The following is a 20,532-nucleotide window of genomic DNA, read 5'->3' as shown; positions in this document are numbered from 1 at the left end:
ACTGGGCCGCAGCACTACTCGACATCAGCAGCGGTGCCGCGAGCGGAATCCGCCCGGCGGCGCAGCAGCTCCCGCTCGCGTTCGTTCGACGTCATGGTCGCCGCGCGCTCGAATGCGGCCGCGGCCTCCTCACGGCGTCCCATCCGCTCGTAGAGATCCCCGCGAACGCTCGGCAGCAGGTGGTAGCCGCGGAGCGCGGGCACGTCCTCGAGCTGGTCGAGCAGCGCGATCCCTGCCGCGGGTCCGCGCGCCCGGCCGAGCGCGACCGCGCGATTGAGCTCCGCGACGGGTGAGCCGGTCCGGCGACCGAGCTGCTCGTACAGATCGGCGATGCGGTCCCAGTCGGTGTCGTCGACCGATACCGCGCGGGCATGCTCCGCGGCGATCGCCGCCTGCAGCGCATACGGGCCCCGCTCCGCGCCCGGCCGGTTCCCCTCCGCGGCGAGCAGTTCGTCGGCCCGGGCGAGCGCGTCGAGCCCGCGGTGGATGCGCGAGCCATCCCATCGCCGGCGATCCTGCGCATCGAGCAGGATCGGGTCGCCGTCGGCCCCGGCGCGAGCCGCGAGGCGCGACGACTGCAGTTCCATGAGCGCCGAGAGCCCGTGCACCTCGGGGTCGTCGGGCACGAACGCCGCGAGGATGCGGCCGAGCCGCACGGCCTCGTCGCAGAGCGCCGGCCGCATCCAGTCGTCGCCCTCGGTGGCCGAGTAGCCCTCGTTGAACAGCAGGTAGACGACGCCGAGCACGGTCTCGAGGCGCTCGGCGCGCCCGGCGGCGCTCGGCTCCTCGATAGCCGCGCCCGCCTCGGCGAGGGTGCGCTTGGCCCGCGAGACCCGCTGGGCGACCGTCGCCTCGGGAGCGAGGAACGCCCTGGCGATCTCGCGGGTCGACAGGCCGGCCACGAGCTTCAGCGTGAGCGTCGACTGCGCCTCGGGCGTGAGCGCCGGATGGCAGCAGATGAACATGAGTCGCAGGACGTCGTCCTCGACATGGTCGATTCCCGCGCCCGGGTCGTCCTCGACGGCCTCCGAGAGCTCGCGTGCGATGGCCGCGGACGCCTCATCCTGCCGAGCGCGCTGCCGGAACGCGTCGACGGCGCGCCGCTTCGCCGTGGTCATGAGCCACGCTCCCGGGTTGTCGGGGATGCCGGAGGCCGGCCACTGCGCGAGCGCGGCGACGATCGCGTCCTGCGCGACGTCCTCGGCGAGCGCGACGTCCCGCACGATGCGGACGAGCGCGGCGATGATCCGCGTCGACTCGAGCCGCCAGACCGCCTCGATCGCAGCGCGCGTCGTCTCGTCGCCCACGCGAGCATGAGACCACGCGCGCCGCGCGGGGGCAAGGGTCAGAGCTCGGCGATCTGCCGGATCTCCACGCTGCCCTCGAAACCGGGCCAGTTGTCCTTGTGGATCTGCATGAGCCGCCGTCCGAGCTCGAGCGCCTCGTCGTACGAGCGGACCTCGATGACGGCGTAGCCGCCGACGAGCTCCTTCGCCTCGGTGAACGGGCCGTCGACCGCCTTGATGCTCCCGTCGACGAGCGAGACGATCGCGCCGGCGTCGCTCGGCAGCAGCCCCTGGCTGTCGACGAGCACGCCGTTCGCGCGCCCCCAGCGGTCGTACTCGCCCATCGCCTCGTACACGGCTGGCGGCGTCTCGCCGTTCGACTCGCTGGACTTCATCAGGCACAGGTAACGCATGGGTTCCTCCTCGATGAGGCGTGCTCCGTCGGCTCGCCCTCACGATAGCGTCGGCGGCTCGACAGCGTTCTCGACATGCGCCCGAAGAATGTTCCAGATCGATGTCGAGAACGGATGCCCCACCGCGACGCCATGGTGAACGACCCGATCGACCGACCGGGTCCGGACCGGAAGGAACGCACCATGGACATCCGTACCGACACCGCGACCACCCGAGTCGCGCCGGGCACCGCGAGCCGCCGCCCGGCGCACGCCGGCGATCCGATGACTCGCTTCCTCGTCACGGCGGGCGTCGTCGCGGGGCCGCTCTTCGTCGCCGTGGGCCTCGTACAGGTGCTGACGCGCGAAGGGTTCGACCTGGCGCGGCATCCGCTCAGCCTGCTCTCGCTCGGCGACCTCGGCTGGATCCAGATCGCGAACTTCATCGTCGCGGGCGTGCTCATGCTCGCCTTCGCCGTCGGCACGCGGCGGAGCCTCGGCGGCGGTCCCGGCCGAGTCTGGGCGCCGGTGCTGTTCGCGCTCTACGGTCTCGGCCTCGTGCTCGGCGGCGCCTTCACCGCCGACCCGGCGCTCGGGTTCCCGATCGGCACGCCCGACGGCTACCCGACGGAATGGACGTTCCACGGTGCCGTGCACGCGTTCGCCGCACCGCTCGCATTCCTCGCACTCGTCGCCGTGACGTGGGTGATCGCGCGACGGCTCGCGTGGGAGGGCCATCGCGCGGCGGCGGCCTGGTCGCGCGTGATCGGGGTGGCGTGCCTGCTGCTCTGCCTGCCGTTCGGGCCCGGCATGAGCGTGCGGCTGTTCGTGGGCGTCGCGCTCGGGTTCGCGTGGATCACGGGGTACGCCGTCTCGTTGCTTCGAGCGCCCGCGGCCGCGACGGCCTGACGCCCGCTCGATGACGTGCGCGCGAGGTCGGGGGCCGACGGGCTGGTTGACTGGAGGCATGACCGTCGAGATCCCCGAACACCTCGCCAGCATCCTCGCCGCCCCCGTCTACGGGCACCTCGCCACCGTTCGACCGAACGACGAGGTCCAGCTCAACCCCATGTGGTTCGAGTACGACGCCGACGAGCAGGTGATCCGCTTCACCCACACCACCAAGCGCGCGAAGTACCGCAACCTGCAGCAGAACCCGACGATGACCCTCTCCGCGCTGCACCCCGAGACGCCGTTCAAGTACGTCGAGGTGCGCGGCCGGCTCGTCGACACCGTCGCCGACCCGGAGGGCGAGTTCTACGTGCGCCTCGGCCGCCGCTACGGCGACCCCGAGACCGCGGCGCCGGCCGACAAGACCGATCGCGTCGTGCTCGTGATGTCGGTCGACAAGGTGGCGGGCAACTAGCCTCGCTCGAGCCAGGTGCGCCGGATGATCCGGCGTTCGATCGCCGCCGCGACCGCCCCGGCGCGGGTGTCGACGCCGAGCTTCGTGTAGATGTGCGAGAGATGCGACTTGACCGTCGCCTCCGAGACGAGCAGTTCGCGGGCCATCTCCTTGTTGCCGAGTCCGCTCGCGAGAAGCTCCAGCACCTCGACCTCGCGCTCGGTGATCGCCGGTTCCGATGAGGCCGTGCGTCGTACGAGCGTCGCCGCGACGGATGGCGCGAGCACCGTCTCGCCGCGAGCGGTGGCGCGGATCCCGGCGAACAACTCCTCGGCCGGGGCATCCTTCAGCAGGTACCCGCTCGCACCGGCATCGAGGGCGCGCAAGATGTCGGCCTCGGTGTCGTAGGTGGTGAGCACCAGGACCCTCGGCGGATGGTCCAGCGCGCGCAGTTCGGCCGTCACGTCGGCACCGCCTGCGCCACGGCCGAGGTTCAGGTCCATGAGCACGACATCCGGACGCTCCTGCACCACGACGGAGCGGGCGCTCGCGAGGTCGCTCGCCTCCCCCACGACCGCGAGGTCGTCGGTGCCGTCGATCAGCGCGCTCAGCCCCGCGCGGACGACCGGGTGATCATCGACCAGGACGACACGGATCGTCATCGGGGCACATCCGTCGGCAATGCGATCGAGACGGTCGTGCCCTCGCCGGGCGCGCTCTCCACCGAGGCTCGACCGCCGAGTCCCTCGGCGCGGTCGCGGATGCCGGCGATCCCACGACCGCGATCGGCCGGCGTGCGAAGTTCGTCGGGCTCGAACCCCGACCCATCGTCGCGCACGTCGAGGCGCACCTCGTCGGGCTGGAACGTGAGGCTCACCGCCACGTGGCGGGCACCGGAGTGCTCGATGACGTTCGCCAGTGCGCCGCGAGCCGAGCGGAGCAGCGCGCCCGCGACATCCGCCGGCACCGGGGCGGGTTCCCCGTGCACGTGCAGCCGCGCCTCGAGCGGTGGGCGGATCTCGTCGACGAGCTGCCGCAGGGCGAGCGGCAGCGCGTCGGCGGTGTCGTCGGCGAGCTCCACGGGCGGCAGGTCGTGCACCACCCGGCGCACCTCGTCGAGGCCGTCCCGAGCCGTCGTGGCAGCGACGCGCACGTGGTCGTGGGCGAGACCGGGTCGCCTTTCCCAATCCTGCTCGGTCGCCGCGAGCAACAGGGTGATGCTGGCGAGGCGCTGCCCGATCGAGTCGTGGATCTCCCGCGAGAGTCGATTCCGCTCGGCGAGCGCACCCGCTCGATGCTGGGCCGAGAGCAGGTCGGCCTGGGCATCGGTGAGCTCGTCGAGCAGGCGTTGCCGCGCAGACGACTCGCGCTGGAGTGCACGGTAGACCACGACGGCCACGACGGCGATGCCGATCGGACCCACGACGACGGTCGGGTCGAATCCGTCGGCCAGGCGCAACTCGGCGGCGGTGACGACCGCCGTCATCAGCACGACGACCCACACTGCGGCTCGGAACGGGAGCACCTGCAGCACCGCGAAGGCCAGTGGTGCGGCGCACCACGCGAACGACGGCGCGGCGAGGGTGAGCAGCGCCCACAGGACGACGACGGTGACCACCCACAGGGCCGGCCACCAGGCGCGGGCGGGCAGCAGCGGGCGGAGCGAGTACGCGACCGCGAGCAGGCCCGCGCCCACCAGGACGAGGACACCGTCGGGTCCGAGCCCGTGCCGCTCGAGGTACCGCAGCACGCAGGTCGCGAGCACCACGAGGAACACGACGTACAGCCAGCGGTCGAGACGGGCCACCGGGGCCAGGATGCCGCGGACGCCGGTGCGGTCGGAGACGGACATGATCGGCCAGCCTAGGCAGACCGGGTGGATGCCGGCATCATCCGATCGGCTATCGAGACGCAGCCGATCGCCCGACGCGAGGCCCTCCGGAGGCGCCGCACGCTGGGATGACGCGTCGATCCCGACGTGATGGATTCGAGGAGCATCATGCAACGCACCATCGCCACCCTGCTCGCCGCGGCGAGCCTCACCACCGGCATCACCGCGACCGCGCTCACCGCCGGTGCCGGCGCGGCATCCGCCGCCGACGCCGGCCGTCCCGACCGCTACACCCTCGCGGCCGACGAGGGCGGGTCGAAGTTCGAGGGCATCGGCGCCGACGAGCGCCGCGGCCTGTTCTACGTCAGCGAGGTCACCGGTGGCGAGATCCACCGCGGGAGCGTTCAGGACCCTGCAGCCGAGCAGTGGCTCGCCGGTGACGGGACCGACGGACGCTTCACCGCGCGCGGCGTCACGGTCGACGATGACGGCAACGTCTACATCGCCGGCGGCCCGAACGGCATCGGGCAGCCCGGCCGGCCCGACCTGTGGGTCTACGCGCCCGACGGCGAACTGCTCGCGGCGTTGCGCGTTCCCGCCGGCGATGCGTTCCTCAACGACGTCGCGATCGGCCCCGACGGCGCCGCGTACTTCACGAACTCGAACGACCCGCAGGTCTTCCGCGTCGCCGAGGGCCCCGGCGGCTGGTCGGCCGAGCTGTGGGCGGATGCCACGGGGACGGTCGAGCGGCTCAGCGGCTTCAATCTCGGGGGCATCGTGCTCACCGCCGACCAGAGCGCCTTCGTCGTCGCCCAGGGGAACACCGGTCGGCTGTGGCGCTTCGCGACTTCCGACGGCGCGGTCTCGGAGGTCGCCACCGGCGGCGCCGACCTCGTGAACGCCGACGGTCTCGTGCGCGAGGGCAACGACCTCACCGTGATCCGCAACTTCTCGAGGATGGTCGCGACCCTGCACCTCGCCGCCGACGGCACGAAGGCGACGCTGCGCTCGCAGGAGGCGAGCGATCCGGATCGCGTCTACACGACCGCGAAGATGCTGCGCGGCCGCCTGCTCGCCGTCGACAGCAAGTTCGACGAGTCCGTGGCGACCGGCCCGTACGACGTCGTCGGGTCGCCCTGGAGCTGAGCTGATCAGTGGGCGGATGGCGCGTGCCATCCGCCCTTCGCCGTCACCAGGGCTCGTCGACCGCCGGGAGCAGCGAGCGGACCTGGTCGACCGCATCGGGGAAGCAGGCCTCGAGCACCTCGGTGGCCGAGACCTCGTCGCCATCGTCACCGGTGAGCCGGAGCCCGACGATCGTGTTGATGAGCATGCCGGTGGCCATGAAGGCCCGGGTCTCCTCCTGGCTGAAGCCCGCGTCGTCGCGGATGAACCGCCAGATGCGGCTGAACCCGGCGCGGGCGACGCGGCCGATCGTCGGCTCGCCGCCGAGTGCGGTGGAGTTGGCGATGACGGGCAGCATCCCGCGCTCGGCAAGGAGGCCCGTGTACGCGCGGCCCATCCGCTCAGCCCGGCCGTCGAGGTCACCGGGCAGCGCGCGCCGGAACTCGTCGATGAGGCGGTCGTAGGCGCGCTCGATGACCTCGATGAAGAGCTTCTCCTTCGTGCCGAAGAGCCGCACCACGTAGGGCTGGCTGACGCCGGCCGCGCGTGCGACCTCGTCGGTGGTGGTGCCCACGTACGTCTTGGCGCCGAAGACCGCCGTGGCCGCCTGCAGGATCAGCTCACGACGATCGGCGGCCTTCATGCGGGCGGCCGGGGCAACGTCTTCGATCGTCACGCTTGACATGTTATCAGTGAATTACTACAGTGCGAAGTAATCATCCGATAACAACCACGCACATCGAAGGAGCCGTCGTGTCCACCGTCCTCGAAGCCGCCGAGCCGCCCGTCCGGGCGACCACGTCGCGGCGTCCGCGTCCGCTGTGGCTCGTGCTCGTCGCGACCGCGCTGCCCATGTTCATGGCCACCCTCGACAACCTCGTGATGACGAATGCGCTGCCCGTGCTGCACGCCGAGTTCGGGGCATCCGTCGAGGAACTGCAGTGGTTCATGAACGCCTACACGCTGGCATTCGCGAGCTCGATCCTGATGGCGGTCGCCCTCGGTGACCGGTTCGGCCGCCGCACCCTGTTCCTCATCGGCATCGTCGTCTTCACGCTGAGCTCGGCGTTCGCGGCCCTCGCGTCCGACCCGGGCCAGCTCATCGCGGCGCGGGCGCTGCAGGGATTCGGCGCCGCGGCGATCATGCCGCTCTCGCTCACGCTGCTGGCCGGCAGCGTGCCGGTCGCGCGCCGTCCGCTCGCGATCGGGATCTGGGGCGGCGTCGCGGGCCTCGGCGTCGCGACGGGGCCGCTGATCGGCGGCGCCGTGCTCGAGGGCTGGGCGTGGCAGGCGATCTTCTGGATCAACGTCCCGGTCGGTGTGGTGTCGGTCGCCCTGGCGCTCCTCGCACTGCCGAACTCGTTCGGCGCCCGCCTTCGGGCCGACGTGATCGGACTGCTGCTCTCCGGGCTCGGCCTGCTCGCCCTCGTCTACGGCATCGTCCGCGGGAACGACGCCGGATGGGACAGTCTCGAAGTGCTCGGCAGCCTCATCGCGGGCGGGGTGCTGCTCGCGGCCTTCATCGGATGGGAGGCCGTGGCGAGCGCACCGCTCCTGCCGCTCCGGCTCTTCCGGGACCGCAGCTTCTCGGTGGCGAACGTCGTGGGCTTCGGCTTCAGCTTCGGGGCGTTCGGCTCGATCTTCATCCTGATCCAGTTCCTCCAGGTCGTGCAGGGCGCGACGCCGCTCGAGGCCGCGCTGCAGACCTCGCCGTGGACGCTCGCGCCCATGGTCGTGGCCCCGCTCGCCGGGTTCATCGCGCCGCGCGTCGGCACCAGGGCGTTGATCGTCGCCGGGCTCGCCCTGCTCGGGGGCGCGCTCTTCTGGCTCACCGGGTTGCTCGACGCGTCGGTGGAGTACTCGGCCTACGTGGTGCCCTTCATCGTCGCCGGCGTCGGCATGGGACTCGTGTTCGCGCCCTCGTCGACCGCGGTGCTCGCGTCGATGGTGCCCGACGACCACGCCAAGGCGAGCGGCACCAATTCGATGCTGCGAGAGGTGGGCGTCGCGCTCGGCATCGCCGTGTCCACCGCCGTGTTCACCGGTGCCGGCGGCGAGCTCACGCCCGTCGACTACGCGGTCGGTGCCGAGCCGGCGGTGCTCGTCGGCGCGGCGGTGCTTGCGGCATCCGCCCTCATCGCCCTCCTGCTGCCGGCCGGGCGTGCGGCACGCGCGTCGGCCGCGGGCGCCGGGCCAGCCGACGAGGACCTGACGGCGACGACCGCCGAACCGGTCGCGGTGCTCACGAGCTGAGCCGACCGCGCTCGAAACGACGGAGTCCCCGCCTCGGCGTATGTCGCCGGGGCGGGGACACCTCCCGTGTCTCGGTGGATCAGCGCTGGGGCACCGGTGCCCACGCGCCCGTGCCCACCGCGTCGGGAACCGAGGCGGCGTCGAAGCGGTCGAGGCGGAACGACTTCAGCACGGGCGACGGCGCATCGGTGAGGATCTCCTCGGCCACCAGCTCGCCGAGCACGAGCCCGAGCGTCGCGCCCGAGTGCGTGAACATGGCGTACAGGCCGTCGATCGCGGGCACCGGTCCCACGACGGGCTCGCCGTCGCCGGGGATCGGCTTCAGCCCGGCGCCGACGCGGTGCGCGGTCAGCTTCGGGTTGCCCGCGAGCACCTTCGATGCCTCGTCGAGCAGGCCCTGCACCGATTCCTCGGGCACGGTGATCGACCCGTCGTCGCCGACGAGCACGGACTGCTCGGCCCAGTCCGCATCGAGCACGAGCCGCCCATCGGGCGTCGGGCGCACGGCCACGCGCGGCGTGTTCAGCACCGTCGCGACCTCGACGTCCACGGGGTCGGTGAAGAGCACGAACGCGGCGGGCGTGGCATCCGGGATCGTGACGCCGAGGGCGGCGAGGTCGGCCGGGACTGCGGGACCGGTCGCGAGCACGACCCGGTCGGCCGGCAGTCGCGCGCCGTCGCCGAGGATCACGCCCGTCGCGACGCCGTCCTGCACCTCGACGCGCACATCGCCGGCCCGTTCGATGACCCGCGCGCCGTCGGCAGCGGCCTCGGCGACGAGTGCGGCGATGAGGTCCGGCAGGCTGACCCAGCCTTCGCCGGCGTTGAAGATCGCGCCTTCCTCGGCGACCGCGTCGGCATCCACGTCGGGAGCGACGCGGGCGACGTCGGCACGGTGGACCCAGACGGCGTCGTAGCCGCCGGCCCGCTCGAACGCGAACGTCTCGGCGAAGCTCTGGCCGGGGCCGGCCCACTTGAGCGCGCCGTCGAATCGAAGGTAGGCGCGGCTCTCGGGGTGACGCGCCGCCCACGTGCGGTAGCGATCGAGGGCGATCAGTCGCAGGTAGTGGTACGCCGCCGAACGGTCGCCCGACGAGTTGAGCCAGGCGATCGAGCGACCGGATGCCCCGTCCGCGAGCGACCCGGCGGTGACGAGCGTCACCTGCGCGCCGCCGCGGGCGAGATGCGCCGCGGTCGACGCGCCGAGGATGCCCCCGCCGATGACGACGACGTGATTGGGCTGGGTGGTGGTCATTCTGTGGTTCTCTTCCTGTGTCGAGGTGTCGAAGGTCGAAGCGACCGGTCAGGCGGTGACGGATGTCGCCGCGTGCGCCCGCTCGATGAGCTCGAGCACCGCGACGGCATCGGCCGGGTCGACGGGCAGGGGCCCGCCGTCGCGGAGGGCCACCGCGAGGCGGCGGTAGAACTCGCCGTAGTCGCCGCGCTGCGTCGGCACTCGCCGGGTGTCGCCGTCGGCGCCGAGCACGCCCCAGCGAGCCTCGGGCGTCTCGCCGAAGCAGGGGTCGCCCGGCAGCGCGCCGGCGATGAGCGACGGCTCCTGCGGGTCGAGGCCCCACGAGGTGTATCCGGCACGCGCTCCGAGCACGTGGAACCGAGGACCGAACTGTGGTGCCACGGCGCTCATCCAGAGGTGCGACATCACCCCCGACGCATGCTGCAGCGCGAGGAACACGTCATCGTCGGCAGCGGCGGCTGGTCGGCGCCGCGCGATCTCGGCGTGCAGGTCGGACACCGGCCCGAACAGCTGCACGGCCTGGTCGATGAGGTGGGTGCCCAGGTCGTAGAGGATGCCGCCGGCCTCCGCCGCCGAGGCCTCGGTCTTCCACGAGGCGGCGGGTTCGGGCTGCCACCACTCGAACCGCGACTCGAAGCGGCGCACGTCGCCGAGCTCACCGGCCGCGACGAGCCCCTGGAGCGTGCGGAAGTCGCCGTCCCACCGCCGGTTCTGGAACACCGTGAGGCGCCGGCCGAGGCGCTCGGCCTTGGCGACCAACGCGCGCCCCTCGTCGGCGGTCGCGGCGAATGGCTTGTCGACCACGACGTCGAGGCCGGCGTCGAGCGCGGTGTCGGCGAGTGCGGCGTGCGTGCCGCTCGGCGAGCCGATGACGACGAGGTCGAGCTCCGCGGCATCCGCCCACAGTTCCTCGGGCGTCGCCACGATGCGGGCCGCCGGATGCCGCGTCGACGCCGCCGCGCTCCGGGACGGGTCGCGCGTCACGACGACGTCGAGCGAGTAGTCGGGATCGGCCGCGAGGAACGGCGCGTGGAAGATGCGACCCGAGGTGCCGAAGCCGATGACCGCGGTGCGGATCTGGCGCCGCGCGGCATCCGTCATCACAGGACCTCCGAGAGGAATCGCTGCAGGCGCGGGCTCTGCGGGCGATCGAAGAGGTCGGCGGGTGCGCCGGACTCGACGACGCGGCCCTCGTCCATGAAGACGACCTGGTCGGCGACCTTGCGTGCGAAGCCCATCTCGTGGGTGACGACGAGCATGGTCATGCCGCGTTGGGCGAGCTCGGCCATGAGGTTGAGCACGCCCTTGACCAGTTCGGGGTCCAGCGCGCTGGTGGCCTCGTCGAAGAGCATGACCTCGGGTTCCATGGCCAGCGCGCGGGCGATCGCGACGCGCTGTTGCTGCCCGCCCGAGAGGTCGCGCGGCCGGTGGTCGGCGCGCTCGGCGAGGCCGACCTCGGCGAGGCGCTCGCGGGCGATCCGCAGCGACTCGGCCTTGGACAGGCCCTTCACGTTCCGCACAGCCAGCGCCACGTTCTGCTCCGCGGTGTGGTCGGGGAACAGGTTGAAGTGCTGGAACACGAGGCCGATGCGGCGACGGACCGTGTCGGGCTTCTGGGTGAGCACGCTCTGGCCGGCCAGCAGCACGTCACCGGACTTGGGTTCGTGCAGGCGGTTCACGCCGCGCAGCAGGGTCGACTTGCCGGAGCCGGACGGACCGATGATGCACGTGGTCGTGCCGGGCGTCACGTCGATCGTGACGTCCTTGAGGACCTCGATGTCGCCGTAGGCCATCGTCAGGCCCCGCAGCTCGAGGCGTGATCCTTCGTAGAAGTGGCCGTCGGCGACGGGCACGGGCGAGGTGTACGTCATGAGTTCTCTCCGTAGGTGAGCGAGACCGGGGTGGCCCGCTGCTCCTCGACCTCGTCCAGGCCGCTCTTGGGCGGGGTCGCCTTGCGGCGTCCGGTGCGGAAGCGGTTGTCGAAGTAGTTCACGAGGTGCGTGAGCGGGACGGTGATGATCAGGTAGAACAGGCCGGCCATGACCAGCGGCGAGAGGTTGCCGGTCAGGACCGCGGCGTCCTGGCCGACCCGGAACAGCTCGCGCTCGCTCACGAGCAGGCCGAGGAAGTAGACCAGGCTGGAGTCCTTCACGATGGCGATGAACTGGTTCACCAGCGCGGGAAGCACGCGGCGCACGCCCTGCGGCACGACCACGAGCCGCATCGCCTTGCCGTAGCTCATGCCGAGCGCGCGGCACGCCTCGAGCTGGCCGCGGTCGACGCTCTGGATGCCGGCGCGGAAGATCTCGCCGATGTAGGCCGACGCGATCAGGCTCAGGGCCAGGATGCCCAGTGGGTACGGCGACGGACCGAACAGCTGCTGGCTGAAGCGGGCGAAGCCCTGGCCGATCAGGAGAATGGTGAGGATCGCCGGCAGGCCGCGGAAGATGTCGGTGTAGACGCGCGCCGGGATGCGCAGCCACCGCGAGGGCGAGATGCCCATGATCGCGATGACCATGCCGAGGACGATGCCGATCACGGTCGCCCAGATCGAGATGACCAACGTGTTGACCAGGCCGATGCCGAGCAGCTGCGGGAACACCTGCCACATGGCCTCGAAGTCGAAGAAGGTCTTGATGATGTTGTCGAGCCAGTCCATGGTTCGCTTTCGTTCGCGGGAACGGTGGGCGGTGCGGGCCGCGAGCGACGGAAGGTCGCGCCGCGACCCGCACCGGGACGTCGTGCGGCTACTCGCCCTGCTCGCTCGACGGGAGGTACTGCTCGGGCATCGGCGAGCCCGGGAACCACTTCTGGTAGAGCTCCTTCCAGGTGCCGTCCTCCATGGCCGCGAGGAGCGCCTCGTCGAGCGCGGCCTTGAACTCGTCGTTGCCCTTCGCGATCGCGAAGCCCGCCGGGGCGTCGAACGACGGGATGTCGATCGCGTTCTCGAGCCCGTACTGGGCGGCGTACTCCTTGGCGGCCTCGTAGTCGAGGAAGTGGGCGTCGATCGAGCCGCTGTTCACGGCCGAGATGGCCGCGTTGTTGTCGGGGAAGCGCACGAGCTCGGTGTCGATGAAGTTCTTCACCGCGTAGGCCTCCTGCAGGGTGCCCTGCACGACGCCGAGGCGCTTCCCCGCAAGGTCGTCCTCCTCGGCGATGTTCGCGTCGGGGCTGGCCATGACGGTGAGGTAGCCCGCGAGGTAGCCCTCCGAGAAGTCCACCGTCTCCTTGCGCTCATCGGTGATGCCGATGGCCGCGACGCCGACGTCGAACTGGCCGTTGGCGACCGCCGCGAGCAGGCCCGAGAAGTCCTGGCCCGTGAAGACGACGTCGTCGATGCCGATGCGCTCGGCGACATCGGTGAACAGCTCGACGTCGAACCCGGTGAACTCGCCGTCCTCGTCAGTGAACGTGTAGGGCTTGGCGTCACCCAGGCTCGCGACACGGATCTGGCCGGGCGTGATGAGCTGGTACGGGTTGTCCTCGGCGGCCGCGTCGTTCGGGGCGGCGCCGGCGGACGAACAGGCGGCGAAGGCGAGCGCCGACGCCGCGGCGATGGCCGCGATGGCCGTACGGCGGAGGGTGGTGCGGATGGTCACGATGGTCCTCTCGTGTGGTGCGGTCGTGGTTGCGGGTGGTGCTGCTCTTGTTGAGACCGGTCTCAATCGCGTATGTTGAGACCGGTCTCAGTTCGTTTTCCGAGACAGTACGCGACGATCCGAGTCGCGTCAACACCCTGACCGAAACGCAATCCGAAGCGGAGGAACTGTGAGCGAACCCGGCAACGGGCGGTACGGCAACGGTCGCCACGAGGTGACCGTGGCGGACGTCGCGGCCGCCGCCAAGGTCTCGAAGGCCACCGCCGCGCGCGCCCTCGGCGACTACGGCGCAGTGAGCGAGGCCGTGCGCGACCGCGTGCAGGCGGCGGCGGAGCAGCTCGGCTACCGACCCAACGCCCTCGCCCGCACGATGAGCACCGGCCGGTCCAACACGCTGGGCATCGTGGTCGGCGACATCGAGAACCCATTCTTCGCGCAGGCCACGCGCGGTGCTGCGGATGTCGCGAACGCCGCCGGGTTCGACCTCATCCTGTCGAACTCCGACGAAGACGGCGAGACCGAGGCGAAGGCGATCGGCGTGCAGCTGGCCAAGCGCGTCGACGGCCTGCTGGTGGCACCCGCGTCATCCGTCGACACCGCCAACCTGCGCACGGTCATCGACGCCGGCCGCCCGCTCGTGCTGTTCGACCGCGCAGCTCCCGAGCTCGAGGTCGACACGGTCATCGCCGCGAATCGATCAGGCGCCCGGCAATTGACCGGGCTCCTCACGGCCGCCGGTCACCGGCGCATCGCGTTCATCTCGACGATCGCCCACCCGCACGACTACCGCGCCGGCGACGCGCTGGGGTCATCCTCGGTCGCCGAGCGCGTGCAGGGATTCGTCGAGACGCTGGATCACGCGGGCATCGCCGATCCGGCGAGCTCCGTTCACCTGAACGCGCGGCGCGACGGGGTCGAGCGGCTGGCGCGGCGCCTGCTCGAGGACCCCGATGCGGGGATCACCGCGATCGTCGCGTCCGACAGCCTCATCGCGCTCGCCGTCTTCCGCGTCGCCAGGGCGCTCGGCCGCAGCATCCCCGAAGACCTGTCGCTCGTGGCGTTCGACGACGCCGACTGGACCGGCGCGACCACCCCCGCCATCACCGTCATGGCGCAGCCGATCCACGAGATCGGCGCTGAGGCCGCACGGCTCCTCATCCGCCGGATCGGCGGCGACGGCCGGCCCCCGGTGACCCGCGTCCTCGAGCAGCACCTCATCGAACGGGAGTCGATCGCCGGGCCGGCCGACCGCTGACGCACCCCGCACGTCTCGAGACGGCTCTGTGGTCACTCCGGCGCGACGGTTCGCTCACCGAGGGGAATGCGGTTCAGCGCGTATCCGTACGCCGCGTCGCCGACCCTGGGCATGCCCTGCTCGTCGAGCATGAACAGGATGTCGTCGCCGATCGCCCAGTAGAGGTCCAGGCCTTCGGGCGCGCCCGTCTCGAGCCGGTAGACCGTGGCGTCGGGATCGAGCGCCGTGCCCTGTCCGATGCTCCACCTCCCCCTGTCCACCTCGCGATCGTCGCCCTCCCCGACCCGGATGCGCGACATGAGGTAGGTCGTCGGCTCGTTCGACTGCGGATCGCGATAGAGCACGAGACCGAGCTTCACCCGCTGGCAATGCTCCGACGGTGGATCGTCGACGGCGCACGGCACGTGATTCTCGAAATCGGCGAACGCCGGGTCACCCGAGTCGTTCGCCGCGGGATACCACGGCGCGAGCGAGGTCTGCTGGGGTGGCGGATTCGCAGCGAGCACCAGGGCGATGACCGCGAGCACCGCGCATGCACCGCCGGCGAACGCGGCGATCACCCATCCGGTGCGCTTCATCGACCTGGTCACCCCAGCAGCAGGGTACGACGCCGCCGGGTGAAATCGAACCTGCCTGGTGGTACTGGAGTTCATCCGCGAGAGTCGAGGGCATGGTTGCCTCGCTGGGCATTTCGAGGTCGAGTCCATCGCCGATGAGGCGGTCCGCCATGCTCCCGTACGCTACGAGAGCCGACCCATTCACAGACCGAGGAGGCGACGTGGCACCGCACCGGATCTTCGGCATCAGCTTCGCGAGCGTCTACCCGCTCTACGTGGCCAAGGTCGAGCGGAAGGACCGCAGTCGGGTGGAGCTCGACGAGGTCATCTCCTGGCTGACGGGGTACGACGACGCGGGGCTCGAACGCGCCATCGACGACGGCATCGACCTCGAGACGTTCTTCGCGAACGCGCCGGGCATCAACCCGCACGCCTCCGAGATCACGGGCGTGATCTGCGGGATGCGGGTCGAGCAGATCGAGGATCCTTTGATGCAGAAGATCCGGTACATGGACAAGCTCGTCGACGAGCTGGCCCGCGGCAAGAAGATGACCTCCATCCTGCGCGGGTCCTGACCGCGAGCCCCTGAGAAGGGAGAGGGTTCCTTTCGTCACAGTGGTGCAGGAGCCGCGTCAGGCGGCGAGCGCGGTGGGACGTGCGTCGGCGAGCGAGTCCATGCCGGCGCGCCAGGTGAGGTAGCCGCCGTCGAGGTTCACGGCGTCGCGTCCGAGCTGCGCGAGCAGTCGCACGGCCGTGTGTCCGCGCTGCCCGACCTTGCAGTGCACGACGAGCCGCCCGGGCGGGAGTTCGTCGAGGCGGGACCGCAGGTCGTCGAGCGGGATCCGGAGCGAGCCGGGGATCGCGCCATCCGCCACCTCGCCCGCCGTGCGCACGTCGACGACGGTGGCACCCGCGGCGACCGCTGAGTCGAGCTCGTGCCACTGGATCGACGGAGTGAGCCCCTCGGCCGCGTTGAGCGCGACGTAGCCGAGCAGGTTCACCGGATCCTTGGCCGACGAGAACTGCGGCGCGTACGCGAGTTCGAGGTCGGCGAGCTCGGACGCGGTGAGGCCGCCGGCCATCGCGGTGGCGATGACGTCGATGCGCTTGTCGACGCCCTCGCCGCCGACGGCCTGGACGCCGAGGATCGCATCGGTCGAGGCGTCGACGACGAGCTTGAGCGCCATGGTCTCGGCGCCGGGGTAGTAGCCGGCGTGCGATGCGGGGTGGGTGTGCATGATGCGGATGTCGCGACCGCGCGAGCGCAGCAGGGTCTCGTTCCACCCGGTCGCCGCGATCGTGAGACCCATGACGCCGACGACCGCGGTGCCGAACGCGTCGCGCACCCGCACCTCACGGCCGGTGATCGCGTCGGCGGCGAGCCGGCCGTGGCGGTTCGCGAGGCCCGCGAGCGCGACGAGCCGCGGCTCGCCGGAGACGGCGTCGACCTTCTCGGCGGCGTCGCCGACCGCCCAGATGTGCGGGTCGCTCGTGCGCAGGTCGTCGCCGACCCGGATGCCGCCGCGCGGACCGAGCTCGAGCCCGGCGGCCTTCGCGAGGCCGGTGTCGGGCCGCACGCCGATGGAGCCGAGCACGAACTCGGCCGGCACGGTGGTGCCGTCGCTGAGCGTCGCGGAGTCGGACCCGAGCGCGGTCACCTGCGTTCCGAGCCGCACGTCGATACCGGCGTCACGGAGCCGCTGGGCCACGGGCGCGGCCATCTCGGGATCGAGCGGCGGCAGCACCTGGTCGCCGAGCTCGACGAGCGTCACCTCGAGGCCGCGCCGCGCGAGGTTCTCGACCATCTCGAGGCCGATGAAGCCGGCGCCGATCACGAGTGCGCTGCGCGGCGCGACATCCAGTGCCGCCATGGCCGCGTCGACGTCGTCGATGTCGCGCAGGGTCAGCATGCGCTCGCCGCCCCGGAGCGCAGGCCGGACCGGGGTGGCACCCGGCGAGAGCACGAGCGCGTCGTACGGGAGCTCGGAGTCCTCGCCGGTTCCCAGGTCGCGCACAAGCACGGTTCGCGCCGCGCGGTCGATGGCGACCGCCTCGGTGCGGACGCGGACGTCGAGCCCGAATCGGCTGCCCAGCAACTCCGGCGTCTGGAGCAGCAGGCTCGAACGGTCCTCGATGACGCCGCCGAGGTGGTACGGCAGGCCGCAGTTGGCGAAGGAGACGTGTGCGCCGCGTTCGAGCACCGTGACGTGGGCGTGCTCGTCGAGGCGGCGGAGCCGGGTCGCGGCGGACATGCCGCCCGCGACGCCCCCGATGATCAGGTATCGCCGTGGAGTCATGCGATCCAGCGTACGAATACCCTAGGGGTATTGTCAAAATACGTCCGGGGTATCACCGGCGGCGTCGGCCGCGGCGTCGGGCGGTCACCGCGAGGTATGCGCCGAGCGTCCCGATCATCCCCAGGCCCGTCCCCACCATCACGTTCTCCCACGAACGCCACCGCCGGTCGCTCGACACGAGGCCGCCGATGCCGCTGATGAAGGCGGCGCTGATCATCCCGGCGACCAGACGGTTGCCGATGCGCTCCGCGCGACCCATGAGTGGTTCGAGCTCGGCCGCGCGCAGGTGCACCTGCAGGCCGTCGCCGTCGGCGTGGTCGACCAGGCGGCGCAACACGCCGGGCGCCTCGAGCATGAGCTCACCGAGGTCGGCGGAGGCCCGGGCGATGCGCTGGGCGAGCACGGATGCGCTGACGCGTTCGCGAGCGAGCCGCTGGGCGTACGGCTCGAGCGCCTCGCCGAGCCGGAAGTCGGGATCGAGCCGGCGCGCGAGCCCCTCGATGAGGAGCAGCGCCTTGAACAGCAGCGCCATCTCGCGCGGCAGCCGAAGGCGGTGCTGCCGCAGGATGGCGAAGAGCTCGGCCATCATCCGCGCGAACGGCGTCTCGCGCAGCGAGCGAAGCCGGTACCGCGACAGGAACACGGCGAGGTCATCGCGCAGGAGGTCGCGGTCGACTCCCCCGGATCCCGGCGACATGTTCACCAGTGCGCTCGCGAGCAGCTCGGCGTCGCCGCGCACGAGCGAGACGAACAGCGCGCTGAGCTGGCCGCGCAGGTCCTCGCCGATCTCCCCGACCATCCCGAAGTCGATCAGCGCGATCGTGCCGTCGTCGTGGATGAAGAGGTTGCCGGGGTGCAGGTCGGCGTGGAAGAAGCGGTCCTCGAACGTCATCTTCAGCACGATCTCGGCGCCCTTGCGCGCGACGTGCTTGCGGTCGACGCCGGCCGTGTCGAGCGCGGCCGTGTCGCCGACGTTCATCCCCCACATGCGCTCGAGCGTGAGCACGCGCGAGGTGGTGTAGTCCCAGTAGACACGCGGGATCCGGACCTCGGCGTCGTCCTCGAAGTCCGCGGCGAACCGCTCCGCGTTCCGACCCTCCTGCAGGTAGTCGAGTTCGGCCTGCAGCGTCTGGGCGAACTCGTCCGCGATGCCCGGGGCGTCGTACTCACGGGCGAGGCTCCACGCCCGGCTCGCGCGCAGTGCGAGGTTGCGCAGGATCTCGAGGTCCTCCTGCACCTGCGCGACGGCGCCGGGCCGTCGGACCTTGACCACGACGGGCGTGCCGTCGTGCAGGGTGGCCGTGTGCGCCTGCCCGATCGACGCGGACGCCATCGGCTCGTCGTCGAAGGTCGCGAACAGCTCCTCGGGCTCGGAGCCGAGCTCGCTGCGGATGACCGACCGGATCTGCTCCGTCGGAACGGGCGGCGCGGCATCCTGCAGCTTCGCGAGCTCGTCGGCGAGCGCGGGCGGCACGAGATCTGGTCGCGTGGAGAGCAATTGGCCGAACTTGATAAAGGTGGGGCCGAGCTCCTCGAGGGCTCGACGCACGTGGACGGGCGACGTGTCGGCGGCCGGTGCGGATGCGGCATCGCCTCGCCGGAACGGGTTGCGCCGGCCGGCGCCGATCAGGCCGGCGAGGAATCCGAAGCTGTGACGGCGCAGCACGGTCGCGATCTCGCGATAGCGCGCGGTGTGTCGGGTCTCGGCCTGGCCGTTCGTCATGCGCCCAGCCTGTCGGTCATCGATGCACCCCCGTCCGAGGCTACGCCACGCGCGCCCCGCCAACCGAAAGGAGCCCCCGCCGTGATCGGCGAGGGCCCCGCGCGGTACCGGCGTCAGTCGCCGGCCACGTCCTTGGCATCGCCCTGCTCGTCGTCGTCCGAGTCGTCGCCAGTCTGGTCCTGATCCTCCCCCGCGCCATGGCCGGGGGGAGGCCCGGCGTCCTGCCGGCCGGCCGGCACGCCCGCACCCTTGCCGGTCGCCGTGCCGGAACCCTGCGGCGCGTTCCCGCCCGCATCTTCGTCGGAGTCCTCGTCGGCGCGGGGGCTCTGATCGCCCGACGATCCACCAGACCCGGGCGAGGATTCATCTTCGTTGGTGTCATGCCCGCCGGATGTCGCGCCGGAATCGTCGGCCGTATGGTCGGCGCCGGACGTGGCGACGTTCTCGGGTGCGGACCCGCTGTCGTCGACACCCGCTTCGCCGACGACCGACGGGGCGGGATCCGCATGGGTCACCTGCTCGAAGACCTCCTGCGCCGGGGCGGGCAGCACGCCCGCTGCGCCGGCGGCGCCTGCGCCCGTCAGGCCGAGCGCGACGACGACGGCCGAGCCGATCGCGATCCGGGCTGCCAAGCCGAGTCCCGCGCCGCGGCTCGACGCCGCCCCCGCAGCCACGCGGGCCGCCAGCGGAACCTGTGCGGCCGAGACGCCTGCGTGGCGCGGGTTCGCTCCGGATGGCACGCGCTCGAGGTCGAGGCGGGACGCCACCGCGGCGCTCGGCCGCGGTGGCGTCCCGAATGAGGAAGCCCGGAACTCGGCGAACGTCGCGGCAAGGGGGGAGAGCTCCTCGCGGGCGTGGGGGGTACGCCCGCGAAACAGCGCCGCGGCCTCGTCGTCGGTGATCCGGTTGTTCATCTCATTCCCTGCCATCGACGCGGGCACCCAGAGGGGTACGCCCTCGCGCGATTCTCTTCCGCAAGGTCTCGAGGGCACGCCGCTGCAGCGCCTTCACCGCTCCGGGGCGCTTGCCGAGCACCTCGGCGACCTGCTCGACCGTGAGGTCGGCGATGATGCGCAGCACCATCACGTCGCGCTGGTCGGGCGAGAGCCCGTCGAGCAACGCGCGGGTCGCGTCATCCGACAGTCGGGAGAGCGCCTCGTGCTCGGCGCTCGGCGACCGGCGGCCGTCGAGTTCCTGCTGCCACTCCTCATGCTCGCCCCGGCGGGACCGGCGCCGAAGCTCGTCGGTGAGACGGCGGTAGGCGATGGTGAACACGAAGGCACGGAACTCGGCCTCGCCGCCGGAGAACCCGTCGAGGCGATCGAACACCGCGAGGAACACCTCGCTCGTCAGGTCGTCGGGTTCGCGCGAGCCGCGCGCCCGGAGGAACGCCGCGACCGCCGGCGCGTACTCGTTCCAGAGGTTGGTCGAGGCCCAGCGCGCGCCGGCCTGCGCGGCGAGCAGAACCGTCTCGAACTGATCGGGGCCGATCACCCGGCGGGCACGACCCACTCGCTCCGTCGGGAGCGATGGGTGCGCGAGCGCACCGTCGGGATCGGTCACCCGCCCGAGTGTAGGGCAGCCCGATGCCGCGCGGCAGGACCGCCGACCGGG

Annotated in this window: 21 protein-coding genes; 6 read left to right on the top strand and 15 right to left on the bottom strand. The window is 71.6% G+C overall.

All coding sequences use genetic code 11. The annotated features are described in order from the left end of the window. Positions 1-14: 14 nt before the first annotated feature. Positions 15-1,307, bottom strand: a complete 1,293-nt coding sequence (locus tag ACFQ58_RS02445) for an RNA polymerase sigma factor (protein WP_376949175.1) — start codon at positions 1,305-1,307, stop codon at positions 15-17. Positions 1,308-1,345: 38 nt separating this feature from the next. Next, positions 1,346-1,699, bottom strand: a complete 354-nt coding sequence (locus ACFQ58_RS02440; protein WP_376949173.1) for a YciI family protein — start codon at positions 1,697-1,699, stop codon at positions 1,346-1,348. 183 nt (positions 1,700-1,882) lie between these two features. Here ACFQ58_RS02440 and ACFQ58_RS02435 point away from each other — a divergent pair, with 183 nt between their 5' ends. Continuing rightward, positions 1,883-2,587: a DUF998 domain-containing protein gene (locus ACFQ58_RS02435; RefSeq protein ID WP_376949171.1), complete on the top strand. Its 705-nt coding sequence runs from the start codon at positions 1,883-1,885 to the stop codon at positions 2,585-2,587. Positions 2,588-2,645: 58 nt separating this feature from the next. Further along, positions 2,646-3,044, top strand: coding sequence for a PPOX class F420-dependent oxidoreductase (locus tag ACFQ58_RS02430; protein ID WP_376949169.1), 399 nt, complete (start codon positions 2,646-2,648; stop codon positions 3,042-3,044). On the opposite strand, the gene ACFQ58_RS02425 is transcribed toward ACFQ58_RS02430, so the two are convergent. After that, positions 3,041-3,685 carry a response regulator gene (locus ACFQ58_RS02425; RefSeq protein WP_376949167.1) on the bottom strand — a complete coding sequence of 215 codons (645 nt, stop codon included), beginning with the start codon at positions 3,683-3,685 and terminating at the stop codon, positions 3,041-3,043. The genes ACFQ58_RS02430 and ACFQ58_RS02425 overlap by 4 nt on opposite strands. Continuing rightward, entirely contained in the window at positions 3,682-4,875 is a 1,194-nt protein-coding gene (locus ACFQ58_RS02420) for a sensor histidine kinase (RefSeq protein WP_376949165.1), read from the bottom strand. Before ACFQ58_RS02420 ends, ACFQ58_RS02425 begins: the two co-directional genes overlap by 4 nt. Positions 4,876-5,022: 147 nt before the next feature. Between ACFQ58_RS02420 and ACFQ58_RS02415 the strand changes: the two genes are divergently transcribed. After that, the gene (locus ACFQ58_RS02415; protein WP_376949163.1) at positions 5,023-6,000 is read left to right on the top strand and encodes an SMP-30/gluconolactonase/LRE family protein; all 978 of its coding nucleotides are present in this window, start codon (positions 5,023-5,025) and stop codon (positions 5,998-6,000) included. 43 nt (positions 6,001-6,043) lie between these two features. On the opposite strand, the gene ACFQ58_RS02410 is transcribed toward ACFQ58_RS02415, so the two are convergent. Next, entirely contained in the window at positions 6,044-6,655 is a 612-nt protein-coding gene (locus tag ACFQ58_RS02410) for a TetR/AcrR family transcriptional regulator (RefSeq protein WP_376949161.1), read from the bottom strand. 77 nt (positions 6,656-6,732) lie between these two features. Here ACFQ58_RS02410 and ACFQ58_RS02405 point away from each other — a divergent pair, with 77 nt between their 5' ends. Then, positions 6,733-8,232, top strand: coding sequence for a DHA2 family efflux MFS transporter permease subunit (locus tag ACFQ58_RS02405; protein ID WP_376949159.1), 1,500 nt, complete (start codon positions 6,733-6,735; stop codon positions 8,230-8,232). Between the two features lie 79 nt (positions 8,233-8,311). Here the strand turns inward: ACFQ58_RS02405 and ACFQ58_RS02400 are convergent, their stop codons facing one another. The 5 genes from ACFQ58_RS02400 to ACFQ58_RS02380 all read right to left on the bottom strand — a co-directional run bounded on the left by ACFQ58_RS02400 (position 8,312) and on the right by ACFQ58_RS02380 (position 13,086). Next, on the bottom strand, positions 8,312-9,487 hold the full coding sequence (locus ACFQ58_RS02400; protein ID WP_376949157.1) for an NAD(P)/FAD-dependent oxidoreductase: 1,176 nt from the start codon (positions 9,485-9,487) through the stop codon (positions 8,312-8,314). Positions 9,488-9,535: 48 nt separating this feature from the next. After that, a complete protein-coding gene (locus tag ACFQ58_RS02395) occupies positions 9,536-10,588 on the bottom strand; it encodes a Gfo/Idh/MocA family oxidoreductase (RefSeq protein WP_376949155.1) in 1,053 nt (350 codons plus the stop codon). Further along, the gene (locus tag ACFQ58_RS02390) at positions 10,588-11,358 is read right to left on the bottom strand and encodes an amino acid ABC transporter ATP-binding protein (protein ID WP_376949153.1); all 771 of its coding nucleotides are present in this window, start codon (positions 11,356-11,358) and stop codon (positions 10,588-10,590) included. The genes ACFQ58_RS02395 and ACFQ58_RS02390 overlap by 1 nt, the downstream gene beginning before the upstream one ends. Continuing rightward, positions 11,355-12,146: an amino acid ABC transporter permease gene (locus ACFQ58_RS02385; RefSeq protein WP_376949151.1), complete on the bottom strand. Its 792-nt coding sequence runs from the start codon at positions 12,144-12,146 to the stop codon at positions 11,355-11,357. Before ACFQ58_RS02385 ends, ACFQ58_RS02390 begins: the two co-directional genes overlap by 4 nt. Before the next feature lie 88 nt (positions 12,147-12,234). Further along, complete coding sequence (locus tag ACFQ58_RS02380; RefSeq protein WP_376949149.1) at positions 12,235-13,086, bottom strand: ABC transporter substrate-binding protein; 852 nt, start codon at positions 13,084-13,086, stop codon at positions 12,235-12,237. A 169-nt stretch (positions 13,087-13,255) separates the two neighbouring features. On the opposite strand from ACFQ58_RS02380, the gene ACFQ58_RS02375 reads away from it, so the two are divergent. Beyond that, positions 13,256-14,341 (top strand): LacI family DNA-binding transcriptional regulator, encoded by a 1,086-nt coding sequence (locus tag ACFQ58_RS02375; RefSeq protein ID WP_376949147.1) that lies wholly within the window; start codon positions 13,256-13,258, stop codon positions 14,339-14,341. 32 nt (positions 14,342-14,373) lie between these two features. Here the strand turns inward: ACFQ58_RS02375 and ACFQ58_RS02370 are convergent, their stop codons facing one another. Beyond that, entirely contained in the window at positions 14,374-14,931 is a 558-nt protein-coding gene (locus tag ACFQ58_RS02370; protein WP_376949145.1) for a hypothetical protein, read from the bottom strand. 188 nt (positions 14,932-15,119) lie between these two features. Between ACFQ58_RS02370 and ACFQ58_RS02365 the strand changes: the two genes are divergently transcribed. Further along, positions 15,120-15,473 carry a DUF2200 domain-containing protein gene (locus ACFQ58_RS02365; protein WP_376949143.1) on the top strand — a complete coding sequence of 118 codons (354 nt, stop codon included), beginning with the start codon at positions 15,120-15,122 and terminating at the stop codon, positions 15,471-15,473. Between the two features lie 57 nt (positions 15,474-15,530). On the opposite strand, the gene ACFQ58_RS02360 is transcribed toward ACFQ58_RS02365, so the two are convergent. The 4 genes from ACFQ58_RS02360 to ACFQ58_RS02345 all read right to left on the bottom strand — a co-directional run bounded on the left by ACFQ58_RS02360 (position 15,531) and on the right by ACFQ58_RS02345 (position 20,481). Further along, entirely contained in the window at positions 15,531-17,195 is a 1,665-nt protein-coding gene (locus tag ACFQ58_RS02360; protein WP_376949141.1) for an FAD-dependent oxidoreductase, read from the bottom strand. A 52-nt stretch (positions 17,196-17,247) separates the two neighbouring features. Then, complete coding sequence (locus ACFQ58_RS02355) at positions 17,248-18,918, bottom strand: ABC1 kinase family protein (RefSeq protein WP_376949139.1); 1,671 nt, start codon at positions 18,916-18,918, stop codon at positions 17,248-17,250. A gap of 113 nt (positions 18,919-19,031) precedes the next feature. After that, complete coding sequence (locus ACFQ58_RS02350; protein ID WP_376949137.1) at positions 19,032-19,859, bottom strand: hypothetical protein; 828 nt, start codon at positions 19,857-19,859, stop codon at positions 19,032-19,034. Then, on the bottom strand, positions 19,834-20,481 hold the full coding sequence (locus tag ACFQ58_RS02345; protein WP_376949135.1) for an RNA polymerase sigma factor: 648 nt from the start codon (positions 20,479-20,481) through the stop codon (positions 19,834-19,836). Before ACFQ58_RS02345 ends, ACFQ58_RS02350 begins: the two co-directional genes overlap by 26 nt. Positions 20,482-20,532: the final 51 nt, after the last annotated feature.

Origin of the sequence: Agromyces sp. NPDC056523 (genome assembly GCF_042794545.1) — a bacterium.
GTDB lineage: Bacteria > Actinomycetota > Actinomycetes > Actinomycetales > Microbacteriaceae > Agromyces.
The sequence above is the reverse complement of the archived record's forward strand: the minus strand, read 5'-3'. Positions and strand labels throughout refer to the sequence as shown.

Excerpts from the sequence above, each read along its gene's own strand:
- ACFQ58_RS02385 (WP_376949151.1), bottom strand. The coding sequence starts at position 12,146 with ATGGACTGGCTCGACAACATCATCAAGACCTTCTTCGACTTCGAGGCC.
- ACFQ58_RS02435 (WP_376949171.1), top strand. The coding sequence starts at position 1,883 with ATGGACATCCGTACCGACACCGCGACCACCCGAGTCGCGCCGGGCACC.
- ACFQ58_RS02400 (WP_376949157.1), bottom strand. The coding sequence starts at position 9,487 with ATGACCACCACCCAGCCCAATCACGTCGTCGTCATCGGCGGGGGCATC.
- ACFQ58_RS02425 (WP_376949167.1), bottom strand. The coding sequence starts at position 3,685 with ATGACGATCCGTGTCGTCCTGGTCGATGATCACCCGGTCGTCCGCGCG.
- ACFQ58_RS02355 (WP_376949139.1), bottom strand. The coding sequence starts at position 18,918 with ATGACGAACGGCCAGGCCGAGACCCGACACACCGCGCGCTATCGCGAG.
- ACFQ58_RS02415 (WP_376949163.1), top strand. The coding sequence starts at position 5,023 with ATGCAACGCACCATCGCCACCCTGCTCGCCGCGGCGAGCCTCACCACC.
- ACFQ58_RS02420 (WP_376949165.1), bottom strand. The coding sequence starts at position 4,875 with ATGTCCGTCTCCGACCGCACCGGCGTCCGCGGCATCCTGGCCCCGGTG.
- ACFQ58_RS02430 (WP_376949169.1), top strand. The coding sequence starts at position 2,646 with ATGACCGTCGAGATCCCCGAACACCTCGCCAGCATCCTCGCCGCCCCC.
- ACFQ58_RS02390 (WP_376949153.1), bottom strand. The coding sequence starts at position 11,358 with ATGACGTACACCTCGCCCGTGCCCGTCGCCGACGGCCACTTCTACGAA.
- ACFQ58_RS02360 (WP_376949141.1), bottom strand. The coding sequence starts at position 17,195 with ATGACTCCACGGCGATACCTGATCATCGGGGGCGTCGCGGGCGGCATG.
- ACFQ58_RS02440 (WP_376949173.1), bottom strand. The coding sequence starts at position 1,699 with ATGCGTTACCTGTGCCTGATGAAGTCCAGCGAGTCGAACGGCGAGACG.
- ACFQ58_RS02395 (WP_376949155.1), bottom strand. The coding sequence starts at position 10,588 with ATGACGGATGCCGCGCGGCGCCAGATCCGCACCGCGGTCATCGGCTTC.